This window comes from Deltaproteobacteria bacterium (genome assembly GCA_021737785.1).
In the GTDB taxonomy this organism is placed as follows: Bacteria; Desulfobacterota; DSM-4660; order Desulfatiglandales; family Desulfatiglandaceae; genus AUK324.
In genome coordinates, this window is the sequence record JAIPDI010000004.1 from 91,718 (window position 1) to 112,570 (window position 20,853).

Sequence of the window (20,853 nt, forward strand, 5' to 3'; positions counted from 1 at the left end):
AGGTGCGTGTATGTCCAGGCAGCCCGATTGGACAGGCGAAAGTCTTTCGGATATGTGAATCGTTAACGCCCCAAATTCGGATTATCCCCCAATCCCAGGAGAAAGGATTTTAAGATATGGACATCCTCTTCAAAGATCCGGTCACCGGTAAGCTCATGGAAAGGGTTGATGTGGTCGATACCCGCGCAAACCGGGAAATCGGCTTCCTTGAGGCCCGCAATTCCCTGGACTGTCTGAAAATCGGCAACCACACACTGGACACGGATCTCTACGAGCTGACCATGACCGCAGGATATCTCGTGTCCGGAAAAGGGGAACAGAAAGCCTGCTTTGACCTCTACTACCGCCAGAATCCGGATGACGGCGGATTTTGCATTTTTGCCGGTCTGGAGAGCGCCATACGCTATATCAACCATCTCAAGATTTATCCGGATGACCTGGATTATCTGGCCGGTCTCGGGATCTTCACCCGGAAAGCCCTGGAGAGATTATCAAAAGGAATCCGGTTCAGCGGCGATATATGGGCCGTGCCCGAGGGCACGGTCGTGTTTCCCAATGAACCCCTGATCAGGGTGACCGGCCCCATTGCCGAAGCCCAGATTCTGGAAACCACCCTGCTGGCCATCGTGGGCCATCAGACCCTTATCGCCACCAAGGCGGCGCGTTTGAAGCTCGCCACCCGGGGAGCACCGGTGGTGGATTTCGGCACCCGCCGGGCCCACGGCGTGGAAGCGGCCCTCTATGGGGCCCGGGCGGCCTATATCGGCGGCTGCGAAGGAACATCGAATGTCATGGCCGGCAAACTCTTCGGGATCCCGGTGAGAGGGACCCATGCCCACAGCTGGGTGGAGAGCTTTGATAAAGAGATCGAATCGTTCGAGGCCTTTGCAAAGGTTTTCCCAGACAACTGCGTATTACTCGTGGACACGTACGAGGTGGTGGAAGGCGTGCGCAACGCCATACGGGTGGCGAAAAAGATGCGCAAGGCCGGTAAGGCCCTCCAGGGGATCCGCATTGACAGCGGCGACCTGGCCTATTATTCCAAAATCGCTCGCGACATGCTGGACGAAGCCGGCTTCTCCGAAGTAAAGATTCTGGCAAGCAGCGACCTGGATGAATGGCTCATTGAAACCCTTCGGGATCAGGGGGCCCGCATCGACATCTGGTGCGTGGGCACCAAGTTGATGACGTCCTATCAGACTCCTGCACTGGGAGTGGTATACAAGCTCATGGCTGCGGACAGCAAAGACGGGAATCTCATCCCCAAGATCAAAATATCCGAGAACCCTGAAAAGGTGACCAATCCGGGGGTTAAGAAAATAGTCCGTTTCTACAACCTCAAAGGCCGGATGATGGGAGATCTTCTGACCGACGTGAACGAAAAGATCCCTCAAGGCGTTCCGGTGGTCGCGCATCACCCCATGTATGACTATCTGAAAAAGTCCTATAAGCCTCCCTATCATGCCAAGGAGATCATGATTCCTGTTTTCGAGAAGGGGAGACAGGTCTATGACCCGCCCCCTCTCTCGCAGGTCAAGGCCCATGCGGAGGAGGAAGTGGGAAGACTGGAGGCGGAAACCAAACGCTTCATCAATCCTCACATCTACAAAGTCTCACTTTCAGATACCCTCTACGATATCAAGAAGCAACTCCTCACCTGGCACCAACTCAACCACGCGAATGCACCCAAGGAGAAGTCAGGAAAGCGTCGGCCCGCTCCGGCCCCGAGTCATGTCTCGACCGCCAATAATGATGGCGCGGGGAAGCGTTAACAGGTGTGCAGCGGTGTTATGGATAATACCAGGTGATACCGGATGATAGGGTTCTTAACCACCGGAACGGTCCTGGGCCTTTCCGCAGGTATCGCCCCCGGGCCTCTTCTTGCCCTGGTCGTATCTGAAACCCTCAGGCACGGCATGAAAGCCGGGGCCAAGGTTGCCCTGGTTCCCATCATCTCCGATCTTCCGATTGTTGCATTGACCTTATACATATTGACGAAGCTGTCGGCCTTCCATATCATATTGGGGACGATTTCATTTTTGGGCGGTTTTGTACTCTTGTATATGGGATACGAGAGCCTCGTTACCAGAGGGGTCGATCTGAGCTTCCGGGAACTCAACCCCGACTCTTTTAGAAAAGGCATTCTCGTCAACGTATTAAACCCGCATCCATACCTCTTCTGGGTAAGCATCGGCGGGCCTTCCACAATAAAGGCCTGGGATCAAAGTGCCTTTGCGGCTGTGGCGTTTATCGGCAGCTTTTATCTGTTGCTGGTTGGATCCAAAATTCTGGTGGCAGTACTGGTGGGCCGATATCGGTCGTTTTTAACAGGCCGCTTTTATGTATACACCATGCGGGTACTGGGTCTGATACTGTTGGCCTTTGCGCTTGTTCTTTTTCGCGATGGAATGAATCTAATGGGGTTTCAGGTCCTCCGATGACACAGGGCTGCGCAAGGGCAGCGGGACCTGCCCTTGCGGAGGGACCCCGTCCATTTGGTAATTCTTCAATGACTTATCCGACCGTTTTAAAGTCCAGCCTCTCTGAGGCGGATCCAAGATAGACGGGACTACGGAGGAGTTCCTCTCTATGATCCATGCCGGCCCTGCCTGCCGGCGGCGGAAAGGCCGGATACCTGGGGGTGCCGGGAGAAGGGTGGTCGAATGGCGGGGAAAACTGCCGGGGGTAAGGATGGCATGGGAGCAACTGACGGGTCTCGGGCGGGGTTGAAGCGGGAACTCGGCGCGGGCTCTGCCATGATCCTGGTCATTGCCAATATGATAGGGACCGGAATATTTACCACCTCCGGCTTTATCATGGAGGCCCTTGGCGATCCTGTGGCCATGCTCCTCTGCTGGGTTGCCGGCGGGGTCCTGGCCCTTTCAGGGGCACTCTGCTATGGCGAACTGGGCGCAATGTTTCCCAGTGCCGGAGGGGAATATGTGTACCTGAGGGAAAGTATGGGGAGGTTGCCCGGATTTCTCTCCGGGTGGATCTCGTTGATCGTCGGGTTTTCAGCGCCCATTGCAGCCGCGGCCATGGCCTTTGCCTCCTATTTTTTCCGCGTGTTTCCAAAAACTTTTGCCGGGGCTCCCCATACCCCGTTCCTTGAACTCGCATGGATCCGTATCTCTCCGCTGTCCCTCTTTGCCGTGGGGGTGATCGTTCTTTTTTCGCTCATCCATTGTTACAGCCTCCATCTCGGAAGCCGCGTCCAGAACTGGCTGACAGTATTCAAGATCGGGGTCATCCTGGCCTTTGTGGGAGGTGGGATCGCCTTTGGTCACGGGTCGATGGACCATTTTTCTTCCGGGATGGGTAAGGGCGCCCTTCTCTCAACCGGGTTTGCCTCATCTCTGATCTTTATCTCCTTCGCCTACAGCGGGTGGAACGCGGCCGCCTATCTGGGCGCTGAGATCAGAAACCCGGCCAGGAGTCTGCCCCTCTCTCTGTTCTGGGGAACCCTTTCGGTCATGGTCCTGTACCTCCTTCTGAACGTCGTCTTTATCTATGCACTCCCTCCATCGGAGATGAGCGGGGTCCTGGAGGTGGGCGCCGCATCGGCCTTCACCCTGTTCGGGAAGGGGGTTGAAAGCATCTTTGCCGGGGCGATCACCTTTTGTCTCCTCTCTGTTATCAGCGCCATGATCATGGCCGGCCCCAGGGTATATTATGCCATGGCAAGGGATCATCTCTTTTTCGCGCGCTTCGGCCGGGTCACCCGGAGACACGGGGCGCCGGCCCAGGCCGTTTTTCTGCAGGCCGCCATCGCCATACTGATGGTCATCACCTCGTCTTTTGACAAACTCCTCTTATACATCGGCGTTACCCTTTCGCTCTTCGCCATGCTCACGATAATCGGCATGATGGTGCTGCGCGCAAAGGGATGTCATCTTGGAAGCCCCTACAGGACTTTCGGATATCCGATCACGCCTCTCTTTTTCATCCTGTTCAATCTGTGGATGATTGTCTTCTTCATAAAGGCCAATCCGATGGTTTCCCTGTACAGTGGAGGCACCATCGCCTGCGGGTTGGTGGTTTTTTTGTGCTTTAACAGAAAAGCAGAACAGATCACCTAAGGGTTTTCAGCAACGCCGTCAGGATCCCGGCAAGAAACGCATCGTGACCAAGGGCGGGCCCAGGCTATTTTTCGTTTCGAAGCGATAACTTGGCGGGAGCGGTTGTCCAGCCGCCAAGAGTCGAGACAAGAGGCCACGCATAGTGTATTTTCACTTCGAGGCCGCTTCATCATGAGAAATTGCCGCTCATGCGGACTTTCGGCTTGACAAGGAAGAATGGGGTCATTATAAAGACACTTGAGGCAGGAAGTCTCAAAGGGCAAGAGGCCCAAACGTCCCAAAAATCAATATCCAAGGATAATTAACCACCACGAAGGTGTATCCTCCCCGAAAGGGAGGGGCCTTCGTGGTTTTTTTTTGACAAAAAGGAGCATGTGGTGCTGTTTAAACCGTTTATGCGCGAGGGGATGATGCCCCTCCCCGTGACCTTTATCTCCACCATCAGCCCGGACGGCGTACGGAATATCGCTCCCTGGTCCTGTGTAATGCCCATATTGCGGCCCCTGGACCTCATCTGTGCGGCATCGGCCAAGAAACGCGACACCCTGGTCAATATCCGGAAGACCGGGCAGTTTGTATTGAATCTGGCAGGAGCGGCCATGCAGGACAAGGTCATGCCTACGGCCAGGTACAGCACCCCTGAGGTGGACGAATTCGCGGAAGCGGGTCTGGAAGAAAAGCCGTCTTTATTGGTCAAACCGCCGGGCATTGCGGGCTGCTATGGCTGGATGGAATGCGAACTCGTGCGGGAATTCGAGGAAGACCGATATGCGCTCATCGTGGGAAGAGTGTTGCGGCTCGAGGTGGCGGATGAGGTCTTGAAACCGGATGGGTCTCTGGACATTGAAAAGGCCAGACCGCTCCTGATTACCGGCAGCAAAAAGGGGATGCATTTTTGTACGCTCCAGGATCTGGGCGTATCACAGGCCTTTTCAGCCATGTTTCCGGATGGAAAGGATCCTTTTGAAGTGAGCTAAAGTGACTAAAGTGAGCTAAAGTGCCTAAAATTGAGGGATTCTGTTAATTCATTATAACCGGAATGCGTTAGAGTGTGAAGTGTGGAGTTAGGAGTTGAAAGAACCGATATCCGGTATCGAGTATCCAGTATCTAGCAACCACCAACCAGTAACGAGCAACCATTTTTAGGAGAAAATCCCATGAATGCAGATAAAATCATGGAGCAGGAAGACTTCAGGCGGTGCGCCGAGTTCCACGGGCACTTTTGCCCCGGACTGGCCATCGGGTACCGGGCCGGCAAAGCGGCCCTTGAATGGCTTGCAGAGAGGAGGGCCCCGGATGAGGAAATCGTGGCCACCGTGGAGACCAATGCCTGCGGAACAGACGCCATTCAGGTCCTGACCGGATGCACCCTGGGCAAGGGAAACCTTCTCTGCAGGGATCAGGGGAAACACGCGTATACGATCGTAAGCCGAAAAACAGGGGAGGGGGTCCGCATCGCCCTGCTCCATGGCGTCATGAACCTGAATGATCGACACCTGGACCTGATTCAGAAGATCAGGGAGGATCGGGCCACGCCGGAGGAGAAGAGCGAATTTCAGGCGCTTCACCTGAATAAAGGACGGGAACTCCTGGAAACGCCCCTGGAAGCGCTTTTTTCGATCCGGAAAACCAGCACACCTGTCCCTGAAAAGGCCGTCATCGAGCCTTCCAGGCCGTGCGACCGCTGCGGGGAACCTGCCATGATATCCAGGATGGTGACCGTCGACGGCCGGACATTGTGCGGGGACTGTGCGGAATCATGATCCATGCAGACGAGACGGAAACCGGGACCGGGAGTTCGCTGACAGCCTCCTACAAGGGGGTCTTGCGACAGAAAACGATGTTCTTTTTTGCCCTGCTGGCGCTCCTGGGAATATTGGCCGTCTACGCCATTGCGGCCGGAACCTATGACCTGTCGCCGCTGAAGGTTATCCGGTCCCTGTTGGGGTACGAGAAAGGGGCTGCCGACATCGTAATCTGGAATATCCGGATGCCCAGAATCGTGGCAGCCATCGTGGCCGGATGGGGCCTGGCCATCTCCGGCGTGGCCATGCAGTGCCTCCTCAGAAATCCCCTCGGTTCTCCCTTTACCCTGGGAATCAGCCATGGGGCCGCTTTTGGCGCGGCCCTCGCCATTGTTGTCCTGGGAGGGGGCGCGACCCAGAGCAGTGTCCTGAGGACCACGGCCTCAAACCTGATATTTGTCGAGAACATCGTCTCCGTCACCTTCTTTGCATTTTTGGGGGCCATGGCGGCCACGCTGGTGATCCTGGCCCTCTCCAGGATGAAGCGGCTCTCGCCCGGTTCCATTATCCTGGCCGGGGTTGCCCTCTCCTCCCTCTTTGTCTCAGGGACCATCCTGATCCAGTATTTTGCCACAGAGGTGGAGATCGCCACCATTGTCTTCTGGACCTTTGGGGATGTCTCCCGATCGAGTTGGAAGGAGATCGGCGTGATGACCGCGGCGTCGGCAGGGGTCACCGTCTATTTTGTCCTGAACCGATGGCGGTTGAATGCCCTCTCCTCAGGGGAGGACGTGGCCAGGGGGATCGGGGTGGATGTGGAGAGGGTGCGATTGTGGGGCATGCTCATGGCCGCGCTGATCGCGGCCCTGGTGACCGCCTTTCACGGGGTTATCGCCTTTCTGGGTCTTCTGGCCCCCCATATTGCCCGGCGCATGGTGGGGGCGGATCATCGTCTCTTGATCCCCTTTGCCTCCATAGTGGGTGCCCTCCTCCTGCTTTTGGCGGACACGGTGGGCCGGATCCTGATAGGCTCCGGGACCCTTCCCGTAGGCGTCCTCACCTCTTTTATGGGTGCGCCGCTCTTTCTCTATCTTCTCACAAGGGGGTACGGAAAATGATGCTTACCATTGCCGGGATCGAGTTCAGCTACAACAGCCACCCTGTCCTGAGCAACATCCATCTGGAGCTGGATCGTGGTTCCATCCTGGCCGTGCTGGGGGTGAACGGGGCCGGAAAATCCACCTTTCTGAAGTGTATCAACCGGATTCTCCATGTCAGGAAGGGAGCCGTCGGTCTTCACGGTGAAGATGTCCTCCGCATGAAAGGGGAGGAAATTGCGAGACATATGGGATATGTGCCCCAGAGATACGGCGAAGAGGAACTGACGGTTTTTGATGCGGTTCTCCTGGGGCGAACGCCCTACGTGAAATGGAAGGCCGATGAAACGGATTTCACGGTTGTTGAAACCACCCTCAAACAGATGGGACTGGAGGCCCTTGCCATGAGGCCGGTGAGCACCCTCAGCGGCGGCGAGATGCAGAAGGTGGTCCTGGCCAGGGCCCTGGCCCAGGAGCCGGACCTCCTTCTGCTGGACGAGCCCACCAGTAATCTGGACCTCAAGAACCAGTTGGAGGTCATGGGTCTGGTCCAAACGGCCGTCAGAAAACGGGGGTTGTCTGCCATCGTCTGTCTGCATGATATCAATCTCGCCTTGCGATACGCCGACCGTTTTCTGATGCTCAGAGACGGCAGGGTCCATACCCAGGGGGGCAGGGCCGCGGTGACCCCGGAGGCGATCCATCAGGTTTATGGGGTCCGGGTGATCTTGGGCGAGGTACAGGGATACCCTATTGTTGTGGCCCTGAATGGAAACGGAGGGAAGCCGGTGAGCTGATGAGCTGATAAGCTGATGAGCTATTAGGTCGGGATAGAAACGTTTTAAAGAACGAACGTCCAACGTCGAACGTCCAACATGGAACATCGAATGAACCACAACGAATGGCCAACGACTCATGCCCGAGCAAGGGTTCATAAGGGCTTGCCAGCTTATCAGCTCACAGGCTCAATAGCTCACCAGCGCAGTTGCTTATCAGTCTTTTTACGAAAAGGAGATAAAGGATGAAAAAACCTTCATGCATTTTTCTGTTGTGCTGCATGGCAGCCCTTGCATCCCTGTGGGCTGTGGGCCTGGCAATGGCCGGTGATTCCATGACCGTTACCGACATGGAAGGCCGGAAGGTTGCGGTCCCAGCGGATCCGAACCGCGTCATCGCCATCGGACCCGGGACACTCCGAATTTTGTGCTATCTGGAAGCAAAAGAGAAGATCGCCGGAATCGAAAACTTTGAAAATGTCCGTACACAGGGCCGACCCTACTGGATTGCCAGTCCCGAGCTTAAAGATCTTCCGGTGATCGGTCCCGGCGGCCCCCAGCACCTGAACAAGGAGCCCGACCTCGAGGCGGTCCTCAAGGTCAACCCCGATGTGATCTTCGCCACCTATATGAAACCCGCTACAGCCGATGCCCTTCAGAAAAAAATCGGTATCCCGGTGGTGATCCTCACCTATGGGCGGTTTCCAGCCTTCAACGAGAGGCTCTATGATTCCCTCAGACTGGCCGGCAAGATCCTGGGAAAGGAGGCTCGTGCTGAAGCGGTCGTAGACTTTATTGAGGGCGCGAAAAAGGACCTCCTGAAAAGAACCGACGGCATCGACCCTTCCAGGAAGCCCAGGGTCTACATCGGGGGGGTTGGTTTCAGGGGGGTTCAGGGCATCGAGAGTACGGATCCAGACTACATTCCCCTGGAGTGGGTCCGGGCCGACAATATCGCGGCCGGTGCATCCGGGGAAAACCACCTCTTTATCGACAGGGAAAAACTCCTCATGTGGGACCCGGACGTCATCTTCGTGGACGCCGGCGGATACGGCCTCATTAAGCAGGATTTTGAAAAAAAGTCCAAATTCTATCAATCCCTGAAGGCCTTTCAAAACGGCCGTGTCTACGTACTCCTCCCGTTCATCTACTACGTAGCCAATATCGGGACGGCCGTGGCCGATGCCTATGGGGCAGGCAAGATTCTTTATCCCGAGCGTTTTCAGGATATCGACCTTGCAGAAAAGGCGGACGAGATCTATACCTTCCTTGTGGGGGCCCCGGCATACAAAAAGATGGTCCGTGACTTCGGTCCCCTCGGAGCCCCTTTTTAGGCGCCCCTGCAAACCGGGGATTCTCCCCGGAATTAAGGCACCGTGGGTTGTCCAACCCTCCAGAAAGGCTGTCCGCCCCTTTCGGGGCGCGGTCTCTCCTTTCCCATCGCTTATATTGACAAGGAAATCTCAGGATACGGTCCCGAAGGTTGACTATCCTTCGACGTCCCATCAAATACCTTTAAAATGCTCAGCGAGCGCATGCCCCGCTGCTTGCGGTCCCGCTTGCAGCTTGATTAGCGAGCAAACAAGAAATGGTAAAAATTCCTTACATTTGGGAGATTCCCTGCAGTTTGCTACAGGGTTCTTCAATTTTCTGTGTGCATCCTGTAGGTTTTCCCGTTATACTCGCCAAAATCACATCTGGCGGGCCGACAGGCGCAGGCAGATGGAGAGTGGTGATGGAAGAACGCCGGCATGCTGGAAAGAGGTGAATCCTCAGGGCATGCGGCTTTTAAACCGGAGATATTATGGAAATCAGATTTTCATTTGAGGAACGGGAGATTCGGAGATCGGTTCGGAAATTCGTAAAGAACGAGCTCCTCCCCGTCTGCCGGGAGGTGGACGACACAGGAGTGCTTCCCGATGCGGTAAAGGACAAGCTCTTTTCCATGGGTCTTCTTAAAGCCTCCTTCCCTGAGGCGTGGGGCGGTGCGGGGGGGACGTTTACAGGGCTGGTCATCGCCTTGAAAGAGTTATCCTATGCCACGCTGGTGCCTGCCTGGCTCCTGTTTGAAAACTTCATGTTGGCCTATCCCCTCTTGAACTACGGATCCGACGCGTTGAAGTCCGCCTATCTGGAACCCCTCCTCTCTTTAAACCGTATCGGGGCCTTCGCCTTTACCGAGGCCGATACCGGATCCGATCCCCTTCAGCTCAAGACCGTCGCACAGAAGGTGGAACAAGGCTGGCTGATCAACGGTTCAAAGCGGTTCATCACCCATTCAGGCATATGCGATCATCTGCTCCTTTTCGCCAAGACAGGAGACGGCGTGTCCGCGTTTCTGATAGAATCAAAACGCAAAGGGTACAGGGCAGGCAAGAGAGAGTCCTTTATCCATGTCAGGGGATTTGACAACGGGGATCTCTATCTCGAAGATTATCTTGCGCCGGATGATCATCTGATCGGTCGGGCAGACCAGGGATTTGAAATCCTGTTGAAGACAGAGGCGGTGGGGAAGATCGCGTTTTGTGCCCTTTTTGTGGGGATGGCGCAAAGGGCGCTGGACCTGGCCGTCACCTATGCGCTTCATCGCACCCACAGGGGAAAACCGATCGGCGCCAGGTTCCAGATGACCCAGGTCAAGCTGGCCAATATGGTGACAAAGATAGAGGCCATGAAGGCGTATCTTTTTCATGTTTGCGCCCTGGCGGACCAGGGAAAAGATGTCTTTATGGAAGCGGCCGCCCTCAAGCTGTTCGTTGCAGGCGAGATAAAGGGGATCACGTCCGACGCCATGGAGATTCACGGGGCTTACGGTCTCAGCAGGGAATATGATATCGCCGGTCTGTATCAGACGGCCATCAGCGCCCAGGCGGTCATGGGGAGTCTGGATATCCAGCGGGTAATCGTGGCCAAGAGCGCCCTCAGCAGAATGGATCTTGGCGGATAGCCGATGAGGTGATACGTTGATAAGGATTCAACCGCAACCGCTCAATTTCCGCCAGCGGGACTCAACACCTCAACCCCTCAACAGCTTTAACGCCTTGCGCCTTACGCCTTGTGCCTTACGCCTTATTTATGTGATACGCCATGCAGCAACTCACACCTGACATGAAAGACGAAAAAATTACGGCCCTCTTGATAGGCGTGTGTCTGCCGAACCAGAGCATGGCGGCCAGAGAGGTTTCCATGCAGGAACTGGATCGGCTGGCGGATACGGCCGGAATCGCTGTGGCGGGGAAGTGCATTCAGAGAAGGGAGAAGCAGAATCCGCGAACTTATGCCGGGGAGGGATTCATCCAAAATTGCCTTGAAGAGGCGGAAGAAGCGGTTGATATCCTGATTTTCGACAACGATTTGACCGGTTCTCAGGCCCGCAACATAGAGAAGACGTTTTCCATAGAGGCCATTGACCGTACCGAGGTGATCCTGAGGATCTTTCATGATCACGCACAGACCAAAGAGGCCCGGCTGCAGGTCAGGCTGGCGGAACTGAAATACGAGCTTCCCAGGCTGAAGAGCATGTGGACCCATCTTGACCGGGAGCGGTTCGGCAGCAGGGCCGGGGCCGGGGTTGCGTTCAGGGGGATGGGAGAAAAGCAGAGTGAGAAAGACCGGCAGCGGCTTCAGCGGGAAATCCACGATATCGAGAAGTCCCTTGTCACCATCATCCGGAGGATCGATACCCAAAGGAAGCGACGGCAGAGGGACTGCAGAAATGTGGGTCTTGTGGGATACACCAATGCAGGGAAGTCCACCCTGTTCAACAGGTTGACCAAGGCCGCGGTGCTGGTGGAAGACAGGCTTTTTGCCACGCTCGATTCCACGTCCCGGTCCCTGAACCGGATGACCCTTCAGGATGTGGTGATCAGCGATACGGTAGGGTTCATCTCCAACCTGCCCCACCATCTGATTGCATCCTTTCGGGCAACCCTGAGGGAGGCCGAGAACGCTGATCTCCTCTTAAACGTGATCGACATATCCGACGATGATTTCGAAAGGCATATGGAAGAGGTGGACCGGGTATTGAGGGAGATCGGAGCGGGCGACATCCCCCAATTGCTGGTATTCAATAAGATAGACCTGGCCGACACTGCGGTTTTGGACAGGGTCCGGAAAAACTATCCGGATGCCGTATTCATCTCAGCCTCCAGGGGGGACCACATCGACAGCCTGCTGGACGAGATCCACGCCCGCCTGAACGCCCCCCGGCGATACCGGCTGTCCATTCCCCAAGACCGGCAGAAGGCCATCCATTATGCCTATAACCATGGCCGGATCCTGGAAAAGGCATATGACGGCAATATGGTGAGACTGAAGGTGGAAATGGGGAGCAAAGAAATCCGGCAGCTTGAGGCGTACGTGGACAAGGGATGATCAGCGAATGAGCTGATAAGCCTCTTGCCCACTAAACTGTACCAGGCTATCGCCCAAGCGCTTTGATAACCGCCCTCATGAATGCGGGAAGATCATCCGGTTTTCTACTGGTGATCAATTTTCCGTCTATCACCACTTCCTCGTCTACCCAGTTCGCCCCTGCATGAATCAGGTCGTCCTTGATTGCGGAAACCGACGTCACCGTGCGGCCTTTGAGTATTCCGGCAGATGCGAGCATCCATCCGGCGTGGCAGATGGCTGCCACCACTTTCTGCGCCTCAAACAGCTCCTTTACCAGTTTGACCATGGCCGGATACCGCCGCATATGATCCGGCGCGTATCCGCCCGGAATGATGATGCCATCGAATTCCGAGGCCGAAACATTGTCGGCCACGGCATCCGGCGCTGCCTGGGTCCCTGATTTGCCGGCGTATGTCCCGGCGCTTCCCGACCCCACCACGACCACCTGAGCCCCCGCCTCCTTGAGCCGGTAAAAGGGATACCAGAATTCTTGATCATTGAACATCTCTTCCACCAGGACGATTATCTTCTTTCCGTCAAGTTCCATCTTTACCTCCCTCGCACTTGTTACAAGCTATTCTGCTATTGCCCAATGCGGCCTAACGGCCGCAACCAGGATTCTGACACAAAGTCACTAAGACACAAACATGTTTTTGGTTTTATAGACACAATCCGGCGTCCGCGTTCAGTCCGAACCGGAAAGCCTGAGACCGTCTTATGTTCCCCTCCTTGCGATCATAATAGAACATCGGACTCTGTATCGGGATGCTGCCGGTCATGTGCGATGGTGTTGAAGGCCACCAGAATATTCGTGCCGCTGCTCAGATTTTTTATGGCGTGGGACTGACCCGGAGGAAAGATGAATGTGTATACCTCCCCGTCGGGTACATCTATGTCTTTGATTTCCGAATGGTCGCGAACGCGCACCAGCGCAGGCCCCATTACGGCCATGGTTTCTTCGCCGATTTTGTGATAATGGTTCCCTCTGATGACCCCCGGATTGCTGATGACCACATGGGCGTTCTTTTTGTCCGACAGGGCATCTCCGGGAAGGGGCTCAAAAACATCCCCTCTGGCATCTTTTATGACATCCAGTTTTTCATAATGAACGGGCATACGATTCCCCAAAAAGCTGTTTATCCGGCAGAGATGGATTTATCGGAAAGTCTGCCGAGCCCCGAATTTAAGTTACCGGATCGAATGGATCTCTTCCATGACATTGATTTCCGGTTTCCCCGCCAGGACCGCCCCGATCCCCTTGAAGAAGGCCTTGAAGTGGGGCGTGGAGGAATGATAATCAAGGGCCGCCTGGTCTTTATAACGCTCCATGATGATGATCGTGTTGGGTTTGGCCTTGTCCTGGTTCATGGTATAGGAAAGGGTTCCTTCTTCCTTGGCCACACCGGCCATCAGTTCCTTGATGAGGTGGATGGCTTCCTCCATTTTTTTGTCTTGAATGGGCAGTGTTGCAATAACTCCGATCATTTTCAATCCTCCTGATTTTTTTAGTCAGGCCTTTACAGTTTCTGCACCCCTCTGCAATCCGGGTAATCTGAGCAGCCCCAGAACTGCTTTCCAAGGTTCTTTCCGGTTTTTGCGGTCCGCAGCACCATCGGCTTGCCACATTGTGGACAGTCCGGAATCTGATCGGTCGGATCAGATTGAACGGACTGATCCGGTTTCTTCTTTCTGCTCCGTTCCGCCAGCCTGGCCGCGGCCAGTTGTTCACTGTAGCCCCCGCCTTCGACAAATTGCCTTTCCAGGGCGGCAATCTGCTGATCCAGCAGGTAGTTGGCCTGGTTTATCAGGCAGATCAGGGCATTCGCCCGCACCGCAGGATTTTCGTGTTCCAGCCAGGGCGCATAAAGTGCCCAGCGCTCCTGATCGGACAGATCCGTCAAATCCTTCCGGTCAGACCGATCCGTCTGGTTTTTTTTAAACCTCTGCGGCACCTGCCGGACGGCGGCAGCCTCCGCTGAATTCGGCGCCCACAGAGCCAGCCGCCGATGCCTCAGAAAATCCTCAAAGTCGAGGAGCAGTTCCTCAAAGCTGGCGCGGGCCACATTGAGCAACCGTAACTCCGTATGGGAAGAGGTTGCAGAGGTCCGGCTCCCTTCGGCGATGTTTTGCCGGCCGGAACGGGCCGCTTGCACCATTTGATCCACGGTGCGCGAGAGCGGGTCAATGTATTTCTCGCAAAACCAGTAGGTCGCGTCGTAGATGATGGTTGCCGTCTGAAAACTGACCGTCTTTCGGTACCCGCCGCTTGGCCGAAGTTTCTTAGGCATAATTCACCTCTTCCCTATTCTCTTTGGCCTGTAACATAATCATATCCGAAAAACAGCCACCTGTCATCCTTCAATTGAAAATCCCCAATGGGGTTTGCCAGGAAACACTCGATCGCCATACATTCGTTCCCCTGCAAGGCGATCTTTTCGCCTTGACTCGATGGCCCTTGCCTGGTAACAGATTTCAGAGGGCGCCTGCAGGCGCCTGGGCCGACGACAAGACAGGAGAGCTCATCTTTCAGACGTCTGCATAGCTGAATGGAAACGAGGAACATGGCCGTGGAACTTGAAACGGGTCTGAGGGGGTATGAGGAAATAGTGGTCTCGGAAAAGGACCTCGCCAGTTTTGCCGGGAATGTCGGCGTGGATGTCCTGTCCACGCACCGGGTGGTGCTCTTGATGGAGATGGCGGCGCGGAACGCTGTTTCGGGGAGGATTCCAGAGGGAAAAATCACCCTTGGGACCCGCATCGATATCCGGCACCTGGCAGCCGCACCGCCGGGGGTTCGGGTCTGCGCCGAGGCCGAGCTTACGGCGGTTCAGGGGCGCAGACTCATTTTTCACGTGGTTGCCTTTGACCCGGTTGAAAAACTGGCCGAGGGCGAAAATGAGCAGATCGTCGTGTCCCTTGAGGCGTTCAAGAACAGGGTGCGGCGAAAAATGGAAGCCCCGTGGACAACCCGGGGGTGTGCAGGCCTGGGGCTGCCCACGAGATAAGAGGCGAGAGACGCCATGGACCATATCAAGGCAATCGGATTCGATCTCTTCAACACCCTGATTATCGCAGAGGCCGGCGCGCTCGATGAGGCCATGCGGCGATTGATGACGGGCCTGGCGCAAAACGGCGTCTGCCCGGAGATCGAACCGTTTCAACAGGCCTACCGGGAGGCCGCCCTCGGTTTTATCCGACAGGCGGCCAAGGACGGCGTGGAGACCCATAACCGGTTCTGGATCAGTGCGGCCCTGGAGGGGACGGGGTACTCCTTGAGTCCTGATGATCCCCGCATATCCACTGCTGTTGAGGCCTATTTTTCCGCCTTTTTCGATTACTGCCATCCTGTCCCCGGAACCCATGCCATGCTCGAGACGCTCAGGGGGTCATACCGTCTGGGTCTGCTCTCCAATTTTACCCACGCCCCCGCGGCCCTGAAGCTCATCGATCTTCTGGGTCTGGATGATTTTTTCGAGGTGGTGCTGATCTCCGGTGAGATGGGGTTCCGGAAGCCCCACCCGCGGGTCTTTGACAAGCTCGCGGGTTCCCTGGGAGTGGACGGGGGAGAGATGCTTTACGTGGGGGATGATACCGATGCCGATATCGGCGGGGCCCTCAGCGCGGGGATTCAGCCGGTCTGGTTCACCTATGCCCGCGACCGGAAAAGCCCCCTGCCTCTCGGGGCAACATCCGACCCATCCGAGATCCCGGCCCCCGACATCCCCTCGATTTCCAGCTGGGGGGAATTGCCGGCCCTTCTGCATCGGTGAGTTCTTTTCAAATCCCGTCCACGGTTCCTCTCTTGCACACCCTTCCTTTTTTTGGATTCCAAAGGTGACTTATCGTAGGCAAGCAAACCCGAGATTTCAATGAAACGAAAAACGGCTGATACGTTCTTTCACCCATTACGGCATTGCCGTATGATTTACACTTTGACATTATCGTGTTATGATATAAAAATGCATTTTTTCAATTCCAGCCAGGAGGGCAAAATGCAAGATAAACGTGTAACCATTAAAATACCTTTTAAAATATGGAAGACTCTGAGGGAGCTCCAAACTATGGGGAAAATTTCCAGTATTCAGCAGGCGGCCGTTACCGGTATGGACAAGCTTATTGATTCGCTGAAAGGGGATGTTGAAGATGGTGAAAAGGAGGCTGCCAAAAAACGTGTACTCAATGCCCTTATAAAGGAAAAACCGCTTGGCAATTGGGAAGATGTGCACAGAGAAAGGACTGATGCAGATGCTTGCAGGTCTTGATACCGGCTTTTTCTTTGCCCTACAAAACCAACATCCGCTTGCGCTTCGAATCTGGGATGAGGTCGAAAAGCTCACATCCGTCATCGTCTTATATGAGCTGCAGAGAAAACTTCTGAAGGGACAATTCGAGGACTGGCCGACGATGATTTCTGATATCAGTCTGGCAGTAGCCATAGTTCCTCTTGACAAGAAAACAGCCTTACAAGCGAGTCACATAGGGCACGGCACCGGTATGCCGGGGCTTGACGCATTAATACTGAGTTCACTCTTGGTATCTGAATGTACCGAAATTTACACCGCGGATGCGCATTTTGAGCTTTACCAAAAAAAGGGGCTCAAGATCATTAACCTCTCCTTATAAGCGTTACTCAAAAAAATCGAGGGATTGCCAACTCCCGGTGGATTACGTCTTGAATTTTGATTTGGCACGCTCAGGGATCCTTCCCCGCCAAAAGTCATCAGGGAAAAACTAAAATTGTCTCAGGGGACAGAGGAATGCCCTTCAAATCGCCAGGGGACCTCTGGATTTACCCTCTTTGGCTTCTGTTTTCCCTGCGAATGAGGCGGTAGGTCTCCTCATAGATTCGGTCCCGGGGCCCAATAGCGACAATCTGAATCTCTTTGGGATCGGCAATGCGATAGACGATTCTGAACCGGCTTACCCTAAGGCTTCTGAGCCCTTCCAGTTCGTCTTTCAGCGGCTTTCCGGAGCCGGGCTCAGAGGTAATGATCTTGAGTGAGCCCTTGATCTTTCTCCGTATTTCGGGATGGAGGCCCCGAATGAATCCGACGAGGTGATCGGGGACTCTGAGTTTATATCCGGACATGGCATTTACTCATCGAAGAGCTCTTCAAGGGTGTAGAGCTTTGCCTTATTTTGCCTGAGTATTCGAATACCCTTTTTGATCTCGCTTAGAAATGCAGGATCGGATCGAATGAGAAGGGTCTCATTCCAGCCCTCGAATTCATCAGGGCTGACAAGGACTGCGGCCGGACGCCCGTTCTTTGTGATAACGACCTCCTCGTCGGTGGTGTTGACCTTGTCAACCAGCCAACTGAGTTTCATTTTTGCCTCGGAAAGGGATAGTGTCGCCATAGGACAGACCTCCATTAAAGTCGACCATAATTTTAGACCATATTATGGTGTTATGTTCTTGATGTCAAGGTGTGATGTCCAGGACGGAACTGACTTCGATGGGTTATCCCGCTTTGAACCGCATGTCTTATCCATGTGCCCCAAAACAGAACCACGACATGCAAAACCCCGCTCTCCATTTGATTGGAGAAACGGGGTCTTCGTGTGCCCTGAATCATGGCTTTCTTCCTGTGGCTTAGGAATGAACGACAATAACCCAATGCTTTAAGAGGCCTGTGCTGTTTTTCCCCCTGCGGAGAGCCCTTTGATTATTCTTTCTACCATCTCCCTCAGCTTTGGGATATGGTTCTGACAGATATATAGACGATTTTATGATCCACATGGTCATAGTGATGAGAAACCAGATCCCGGAATCGTGCAATCTTATCCCACTCAATTTCGGCAAAACGACTCAGAAGCGAAGATCCTTTTTTTTGGATTCGTTTCACCGACTCGCCTATGACCTGGAGCCGCATGGAGATTGCATCCAACACTGTGACGCCGTCCGAGGTTGACACAAAATCCTCGGGCGCTATGCCTCCAGATCCTTGACCGCCTGAAAGAGCGTGTCAAAGAGTTCCCGGGTGTCTTCCTTTTCCAGGCAGGAGAAGGCCACGCGGAGATCGGTCTCCCCCAATGAGATGAGTCCGATCCCGTAGGTGTCGAGGAGATGGACCCGGAGGGCTTCGGCATCGACGGTCTTGAGCCGCAGACACATGAAATAGCCTGAATTGAAGGGATAGGGTTCCCACACATCCTGGAATTTCGTATCTGAAAGGACGCGCATCACCTCCTGGGCCCGCTCCTGCATGATCTCCAGTTTATCTTCCTTTTCCGCCAGATAGGAATCCGCCTTAAGGGACTTGAGAACGATCTCCTGGCCCAAACGGGAGGCATTGGAGATGGATCCCCTGACCGCGCCCGCGGTCTTCTTTTCAAGGGCCTCGTAGACGGGTCTTGTTTCCCCTGTAAGTGTGGCGCCGTAGGTGACAAAACCGACCCGCAGGCCCCAGACGTAGTTTTCCTTGGTTGCCCCGTCCAGCTTGATGGTGAGGAGCCTGGGGTCCTGGCCGATCAGCCGGGTGAAGATCGATTCTTTCAGGGCATCGTCGGTGTAAAAGAGACCGAAGTAGGCATCGTCGGTCAGGGCGAGGACCCGGACGCCCTTCTCCGCAACCTTCCTCAGGATATCCGCAATCCCGTCGGCCTCCCGGGGGGTGACGGTATAGCCGGTGGGGTTGTTGGGAAAATTGAGGATCACGATAATCTTTTTGGCGGATGCCGCCTCGCCCTCAACACAGGCCTCGAATCCCTTCAGATTGAATGCCCCGTCGCCATCAAAGAGCGGATAGGTGACAATCCGCGCCCCCCTGCGGACGGAAAAAATGAGGTTGTAATTGCCCCACATCTTGTCCGGCAGGACGATCGTATCGCCCGGGTCCACCCACATGTCCGATACCACGCTGAGGCCGTGGGTAATGGCGTGGGACACGACCGGCAGGCTGATCTCTTTTCCCTTCAGAGAGGGGTTTTTTCTCAACAGTTCCTCCTGCCAGGCCTGGCGGAGGGGGGGAATGCCGAAAGAAGGGGCATAGGTAAGCGCCTCCTCGGGTTCGATCTCATGCAGCATGGCCATCACCGAGGGGAGGTGCATGGTCCTTCCCTTTTCAGTGGCCATTCCGATGGTGGCGTTGAACTTATGGGCCTTTTCCTTTGCCTCGGCGCCCTGGGAAAGGATCCCCTTTGGAAAGAAGAGGTTTTTCCCCACTTCTGACAGCGTTCCATAGATATGCTCGTTGCCTGCCCGGATGACCTGGTTTAACTCCTCTGCAATCGGGTTCATCGCTTCACTCCTCATGGTTCATGGTATTTTTGTGCAATTATCATTCATATTGATTAGCTGCTAATCCTCAGATTTGTCAAGAAAATTGTCAGGCGGCGACTTAGGGCTAATTTGTCTTGACTTAAAAAGCGTTCCTTTAATATAAGAGATGAGTTGAATTCCAGATGCGTTGAATCGGTTTTGATAAGCCTGGTATTCCCGCTGAAAACGGGACATGGACGTGCATCCGGAACCGGGAATCCAGAATCCAGAAAAGGGGAATATTTATGAGAGAAGTGGTTATTGTCAGTGCGTGCAGGACAGCGGTGGGGGACTTTGCCGGATCGCTCAGTACGGTTTCCGCCACAGATCTTGGCGCGCTTGTTATCAGGGAGGCCATTAAAAGGGCCGGCATTGAGAAGGATCAGGTGGACGAGGTGATCATGGGAAGCGTCCTCCCCCACGGCCTGGGACAAAACCCGGCCAGGCAGACCATGGTGCGGGCCGGCCTTCCGTGGGATGTGGGGGCCATTACCGTGAATAAGGTGTGCGGATCCGGCCTCAAGGCGGTCATGCTGGCGGCCCAGGCGATTCAATGCAACGATGCCGAGGTGGTTGTGGCGGGCGGCCAGGAAAACATGAACCAGTGCCCCTATATGCTCGACAAGGCCAGGACCGGATACCGCATGAACAACGGGCAGTTGATTGACGGGATGGTCCATGACGGCCTGTGGGACCATGTGAATGACTTTCACATGGGGATCAGCGCGGAATTGGTGTCTGAGAAGTACGGGGTGAGCCGGGAGGATACGGACGCCTTTGCAATGAGGTCCTACGAAAAGGCCTGGAAGGCCATTGACGCAGGCAAATTCAAGGATGAAATCGTCCCGGTTGAGGTTCCCTCAAGAAAGGGAGACCCGAAGATATTCGAGGTGGACGAGATCGCGGTGAGAAAACCGAGGACCAGCTTGGAGGCCCTGGCAAGACTTCGGCCCGCCTTTAAGAAAGACGGCCTGGTGACCGCGGGAAACGCCTCCAAGATCAGTGACGGGGCATCCGCCCTGGTGGTGATGTCGAGGGAAAAGGCGGATCAGTTAGGGTGCACGCCCCTGGTCCGGATCGGGGCACAGGGCGCATCCGGCATTGATATGAAATACGTCCTGGTGGCGCCGATCCTGTCCATTCCCAAGGTTCTGGCCAAGGACGGCCTCACGGTGGGAGACGTGGATTTGCACGAGATCAACGAGGCCTTCAGCACCTCTTCCGTGGCCATCAATCGCGAACTGGGGATCGATCCTGAAAAGGTCAATGTCCACGGGGGATCTGTGGCCATAGGCCATCCCATCGGGGCGAGCGGGGCCCGGGTCCTCACCACCCTCATCTATGCCATGAAAGATAGAGGGGCCAGGATCGGTGAGGCCTCCCTCTGCCTGGGGGGCGGAGAGGCGGTAACCCTGGTGGTTTACAATGAGGGATAAACGTATCTGAGAAATTTATTAATCATCTGCGTAATTCTGCGGAGTCTACAGATGGAATTTAAGG

At 55.0% G+C, this 20,853-nt stretch carries 23 protein-coding genes; 15 read left to right on the top strand and 8 right to left on the bottom strand.

Features of this window, described 5'->3' with window-relative positions:
* The first annotated feature begins 116 nt into the window (after positions 1 to 116).
* The 10 genes from K9N21_03680 to hflX all read left to right on the top strand — a co-directional run bounded on the left by K9N21_03680 (position 117) and on the right by hflX (position 12,071).
* Positions 117 to 1,772, top strand: coding sequence for a nicotinate phosphoribosyltransferase (locus K9N21_03680; GenBank protein MCF8143001.1), 1,656 nt, complete (start codon positions 117 to 119; stop codon positions 1,770 to 1,772).
* A 42-nt stretch (positions 1,773 to 1,814) separates the two neighbouring features.
* Positions 1,815 to 2,441: a LysE family transporter gene (locus tag K9N21_03685; protein ID MCF8143002.1), complete on the top strand. Its 627-nt coding sequence runs from the start codon at positions 1,815 to 1,817 to the stop codon at positions 2,439 to 2,441.
* A 255-nt stretch (positions 2,442 to 2,696) separates the two neighbouring features.
* Entirely contained in the window at positions 2,697 to 4,079 is a 1,383-nt protein-coding gene (locus tag K9N21_03690; GenBank protein ID MCF8143003.1) for an amino acid permease, read from the top strand.
* 377 nt (positions 4,080 to 4,456) lie between these two features.
* Positions 4,457 to 5,056, top strand: a complete 600-nt coding sequence (locus K9N21_03695) for a flavin reductase family protein (GenBank protein MCF8143004.1) — start codon at positions 4,457 to 4,459, stop codon at positions 5,054 to 5,056.
* A 180-nt stretch (positions 5,057 to 5,236) separates the two neighbouring features.
* Positions 5,237 to 5,842, top strand: a complete 606-nt coding sequence (locus K9N21_03700) for a TraR/DksA C4-type zinc finger protein (GenBank protein MCF8143005.1) — start codon at positions 5,237 to 5,239, stop codon at positions 5,840 to 5,842.
* Complete coding sequence (locus K9N21_03705) at positions 5,839 to 6,942, top strand: iron ABC transporter permease (protein ID MCF8143006.1); 1,104 nt, start codon at positions 5,839 to 5,841, stop codon at positions 6,940 to 6,942. Before K9N21_03700 ends, K9N21_03705 begins: the two co-directional genes overlap by 4 nt.
* The gene (locus K9N21_03710; GenBank protein MCF8143007.1) at positions 6,939 to 7,718 is read left to right on the top strand and encodes an ABC transporter ATP-binding protein; all 780 of its coding nucleotides are present in this window, start codon (positions 6,939 to 6,941) and stop codon (positions 7,716 to 7,718) included. Before K9N21_03705 ends, K9N21_03710 begins: the two co-directional genes overlap by 4 nt.
* A 224-nt stretch (positions 7,719 to 7,942) precedes the next feature.
* Positions 7,943 to 9,031, top strand: coding sequence for an iron ABC transporter substrate-binding protein (locus K9N21_03715; GenBank protein ID MCF8143008.1), 1,089 nt, complete (start codon positions 7,943 to 7,945; stop codon positions 9,029 to 9,031).
* Between the two features lie 470 nt (positions 9,032 to 9,501).
* Positions 9,502 to 10,644 carry an acyl-CoA dehydrogenase family protein gene (locus K9N21_03720; protein ID MCF8143009.1) on the top strand — a complete coding sequence of 381 codons (1,143 nt, stop codon included), beginning with the start codon at positions 9,502 to 9,504 and terminating at the stop codon, positions 10,642 to 10,644.
* A 140-nt stretch (positions 10,645 to 10,784) separates the two neighbouring features.
* Positions 10,785 to 12,071, top strand: a complete 1,287-nt coding sequence (hflX, locus tag K9N21_03725; protein ID MCF8143010.1) for a GTPase HflX — start codon at positions 10,785 to 10,787, stop codon at positions 12,069 to 12,071.
* 46 nt (positions 12,072 to 12,117) lie between these two features.
* Here hflX and K9N21_03730 read toward each other — a convergent pair whose 3' ends face one another.
* The 4 genes from K9N21_03730 to K9N21_03745 form a co-directional block, all read right to left on the bottom strand.
* Positions 12,118 to 12,639: a type 1 glutamine amidotransferase gene (locus K9N21_03730; protein MCF8143011.1), complete on the bottom strand. Its 522-nt coding sequence runs from the start codon at positions 12,637 to 12,639 to the stop codon at positions 12,118 to 12,120.
* Positions 12,640 to 12,827: 188 nt separating this feature from the next.
* Complete coding sequence (locus K9N21_03735) at positions 12,828 to 13,208, bottom strand: hypothetical protein (protein MCF8143012.1); 381 nt, start codon at positions 13,206 to 13,208, stop codon at positions 12,828 to 12,830.
* A 72-nt stretch (positions 13,209 to 13,280) separates the two neighbouring features.
* Positions 13,281 to 13,577 carry an antibiotic biosynthesis monooxygenase gene (locus K9N21_03740; GenBank protein MCF8143013.1) on the bottom strand — a complete coding sequence of 99 codons (297 nt, stop codon included), beginning with the start codon at positions 13,575 to 13,577 and terminating at the stop codon, positions 13,281 to 13,283.
* A gap of 32 nt (positions 13,578 to 13,609) precedes the next feature.
* Positions 13,610 to 14,380, bottom strand: coding sequence for a four helix bundle suffix domain-containing protein (locus K9N21_03745; protein ID MCF8143014.1), 771 nt, complete (start codon positions 14,378 to 14,380; stop codon positions 13,610 to 13,612).
* A 258-nt stretch (positions 14,381 to 14,638) separates the two neighbouring features.
* Here K9N21_03745 and K9N21_03750 point away from each other — a divergent pair, with 258 nt between their 5' ends.
* From K9N21_03750 to K9N21_03765, 4 genes are all read left to right on the top strand, one after another.
* Positions 14,639 to 15,097 carry a hypothetical protein gene (locus K9N21_03750; GenBank protein MCF8143015.1) on the top strand — a complete coding sequence of 153 codons (459 nt, stop codon included), beginning with the start codon at positions 14,639 to 14,641 and terminating at the stop codon, positions 15,095 to 15,097.
* A 15-nt stretch (positions 15,098 to 15,112) separates the two neighbouring features.
* Positions 15,113 to 15,862: an HAD-IA family hydrolase gene (locus K9N21_03755; protein ID MCF8143016.1), complete on the top strand. Its 750-nt coding sequence runs from the start codon at positions 15,113 to 15,115 to the stop codon at positions 15,860 to 15,862.
* 222 nt (positions 15,863 to 16,084) lie between these two features.
* On the top strand, positions 16,085 to 16,354 hold the full coding sequence (locus K9N21_03760) for a hypothetical protein (GenBank protein ID MCF8143017.1): 270 nt from the start codon (positions 16,085 to 16,087) through the stop codon (positions 16,352 to 16,354).
* Positions 16,332 to 16,715 (top strand): PIN domain-containing protein, encoded by a 384-nt coding sequence (locus tag K9N21_03765; protein MCF8143018.1) that lies wholly within the window; start codon positions 16,332 to 16,334, stop codon positions 16,713 to 16,715. The genes K9N21_03760 and K9N21_03765 overlap by 23 nt, the downstream gene beginning before the upstream one ends.
* Positions 16,716 to 16,881: 166 nt before the next feature.
* On the opposite strand, the gene K9N21_03770 is transcribed toward K9N21_03765, so the two are convergent.
* The 4 genes from K9N21_03770 to K9N21_03785 form a co-directional block, all read right to left on the bottom strand.
* Entirely contained in the window at positions 16,882 to 17,181 is a 300-nt protein-coding gene (locus K9N21_03770) for a type II toxin-antitoxin system RelE/ParE family toxin (GenBank protein MCF8143019.1), read from the bottom strand.
* A 5-nt stretch (positions 17,182 to 17,186) separates the two neighbouring features.
* The gene (locus K9N21_03775) at positions 17,187 to 17,450 is read right to left on the bottom strand and encodes a type II toxin-antitoxin system Phd/YefM family antitoxin (GenBank protein ID MCF8143020.1); all 264 of its coding nucleotides are present in this window, start codon (positions 17,448 to 17,450) and stop codon (positions 17,187 to 17,189) included.
* A 329-nt stretch (positions 17,451 to 17,779) separates the two neighbouring features.
* Positions 17,780 to 17,983 (bottom strand): DUF86 domain-containing protein, encoded by a 204-nt coding sequence (locus K9N21_03780; protein MCF8143021.1) that lies wholly within the window; start codon positions 17,981 to 17,983, stop codon positions 17,780 to 17,782.
* Between the two features lie 38 nt (positions 17,984 to 18,021).
* The gene (locus tag K9N21_03785; GenBank protein ID MCF8143022.1) at positions 18,022 to 19,332 is read right to left on the bottom strand and encodes an aminotransferase class I/II-fold pyridoxal phosphate-dependent enzyme; all 1,311 of its coding nucleotides are present in this window, start codon (positions 19,330 to 19,332) and stop codon (positions 18,022 to 18,024) included.
* A gap of 266 nt (positions 19,333 to 19,598) precedes the next feature.
* On the opposite strand from K9N21_03785, the gene K9N21_03790 reads away from it, so the two are divergent.
* A complete protein-coding gene (locus K9N21_03790) occupies positions 19,599 to 20,789 on the top strand; it encodes an acetyl-CoA C-acetyltransferase (protein MCF8143023.1) in 1,191 nt (396 codons plus the stop codon).
* Positions 20,790 to 20,853: the final 64 nt, after the last annotated feature.

Excerpts from the sequence above, each read along its gene's own strand:
- K9N21_03680 (MCF8143001.1), top strand. The coding sequence starts at position 117 with ATGGACATCCTCTTCAAAGATCCGGTCACCGGTAAGCTCATGGAAAGG.
- K9N21_03685 (MCF8143002.1), top strand. The coding sequence starts at position 1,815 with ATGATAGGGTTCTTAACCACCGGAACGGTCCTGGGCCTTTCCGCAGGT.
- K9N21_03690 (MCF8143003.1), top strand. The coding sequence starts at position 2,697 with ATGGGAGCAACTGACGGGTCTCGGGCGGGGTTGAAGCGGGAACTCGGC.
- K9N21_03700 (MCF8143005.1), top strand. The coding sequence starts at position 5,237 with ATGAATGCAGATAAAATCATGGAGCAGGAAGACTTCAGGCGGTGCGCC.
- K9N21_03705 (MCF8143006.1), top strand. The coding sequence starts at position 5,839 with ATGATCCATGCAGACGAGACGGAAACCGGGACCGGGAGTTCGCTGACA.
- K9N21_03710 (MCF8143007.1), top strand. The coding sequence starts at position 6,939 with ATGATGCTTACCATTGCCGGGATCGAGTTCAGCTACAACAGCCACCCT.
- K9N21_03715 (MCF8143008.1), top strand. The coding sequence starts at position 7,943 with ATGAAAAAACCTTCATGCATTTTTCTGTTGTGCTGCATGGCAGCCCTT.
- K9N21_03720 (MCF8143009.1), top strand. The coding sequence starts at position 9,502 with ATGGAAATCAGATTTTCATTTGAGGAACGGGAGATTCGGAGATCGGTT.
- hflX (MCF8143010.1), top strand. The coding sequence starts at position 10,785 with ATGCAGCAACTCACACCTGACATGAAAGACGAAAAAATTACGGCCCTC.
- K9N21_03730 (MCF8143011.1), bottom strand. The coding sequence starts at position 12,639 with ATGGAACTTGACGGAAAGAAGATAATCGTCCTGGTGGAAGAGATGTTC.
- K9N21_03735 (MCF8143012.1), bottom strand. The coding sequence starts at position 13,208 with ATGCCCGTTCATTATGAAAAACTGGATGTCATAAAAGATGCCAGAGGG.
- K9N21_03740 (MCF8143013.1), bottom strand. The coding sequence starts at position 13,577 with ATGATCGGAGTTATTGCAACACTGCCCATTCAAGACAAAAAAATGGAG.
- K9N21_03745 (MCF8143014.1), bottom strand. The coding sequence starts at position 14,380 with ATGCCTAAGAAACTTCGGCCAAGCGGCGGGTACCGAAAGACGGTCAGT.
- K9N21_03750 (MCF8143015.1), top strand. The coding sequence starts at position 14,639 with ATGGAAACGAGGAACATGGCCGTGGAACTTGAAACGGGTCTGAGGGGG.
- K9N21_03755 (MCF8143016.1), top strand. The coding sequence starts at position 15,113 with ATGGACCATATCAAGGCAATCGGATTCGATCTCTTCAACACCCTGATT.
- K9N21_03760 (MCF8143017.1), top strand. The coding sequence starts at position 16,085 with ATGCAAGATAAACGTGTAACCATTAAAATACCTTTTAAAATATGGAAG.
- K9N21_03765 (MCF8143018.1), top strand. The coding sequence starts at position 16,332 with ATGCAGATGCTTGCAGGTCTTGATACCGGCTTTTTCTTTGCCCTACAA.
- K9N21_03770 (MCF8143019.1), bottom strand. The coding sequence starts at position 17,181 with ATGTCCGGATATAAACTCAGAGTCCCCGATCACCTCGTCGGATTCATT.
- K9N21_03775 (MCF8143020.1), bottom strand. The coding sequence starts at position 17,450 with ATGGCGACACTATCCCTTTCCGAGGCAAAAATGAAACTCAGTTGGCTG.
- K9N21_03785 (MCF8143022.1), bottom strand. The coding sequence starts at position 19,332 with ATGAACCCGATTGCAGAGGAGTTAAACCAGGTCATCCGGGCAGGCAAC.
- K9N21_03790 (MCF8143023.1), top strand. The coding sequence starts at position 19,599 with ATGAGAGAAGTGGTTATTGTCAGTGCGTGCAGGACAGCGGTGGGGGAC.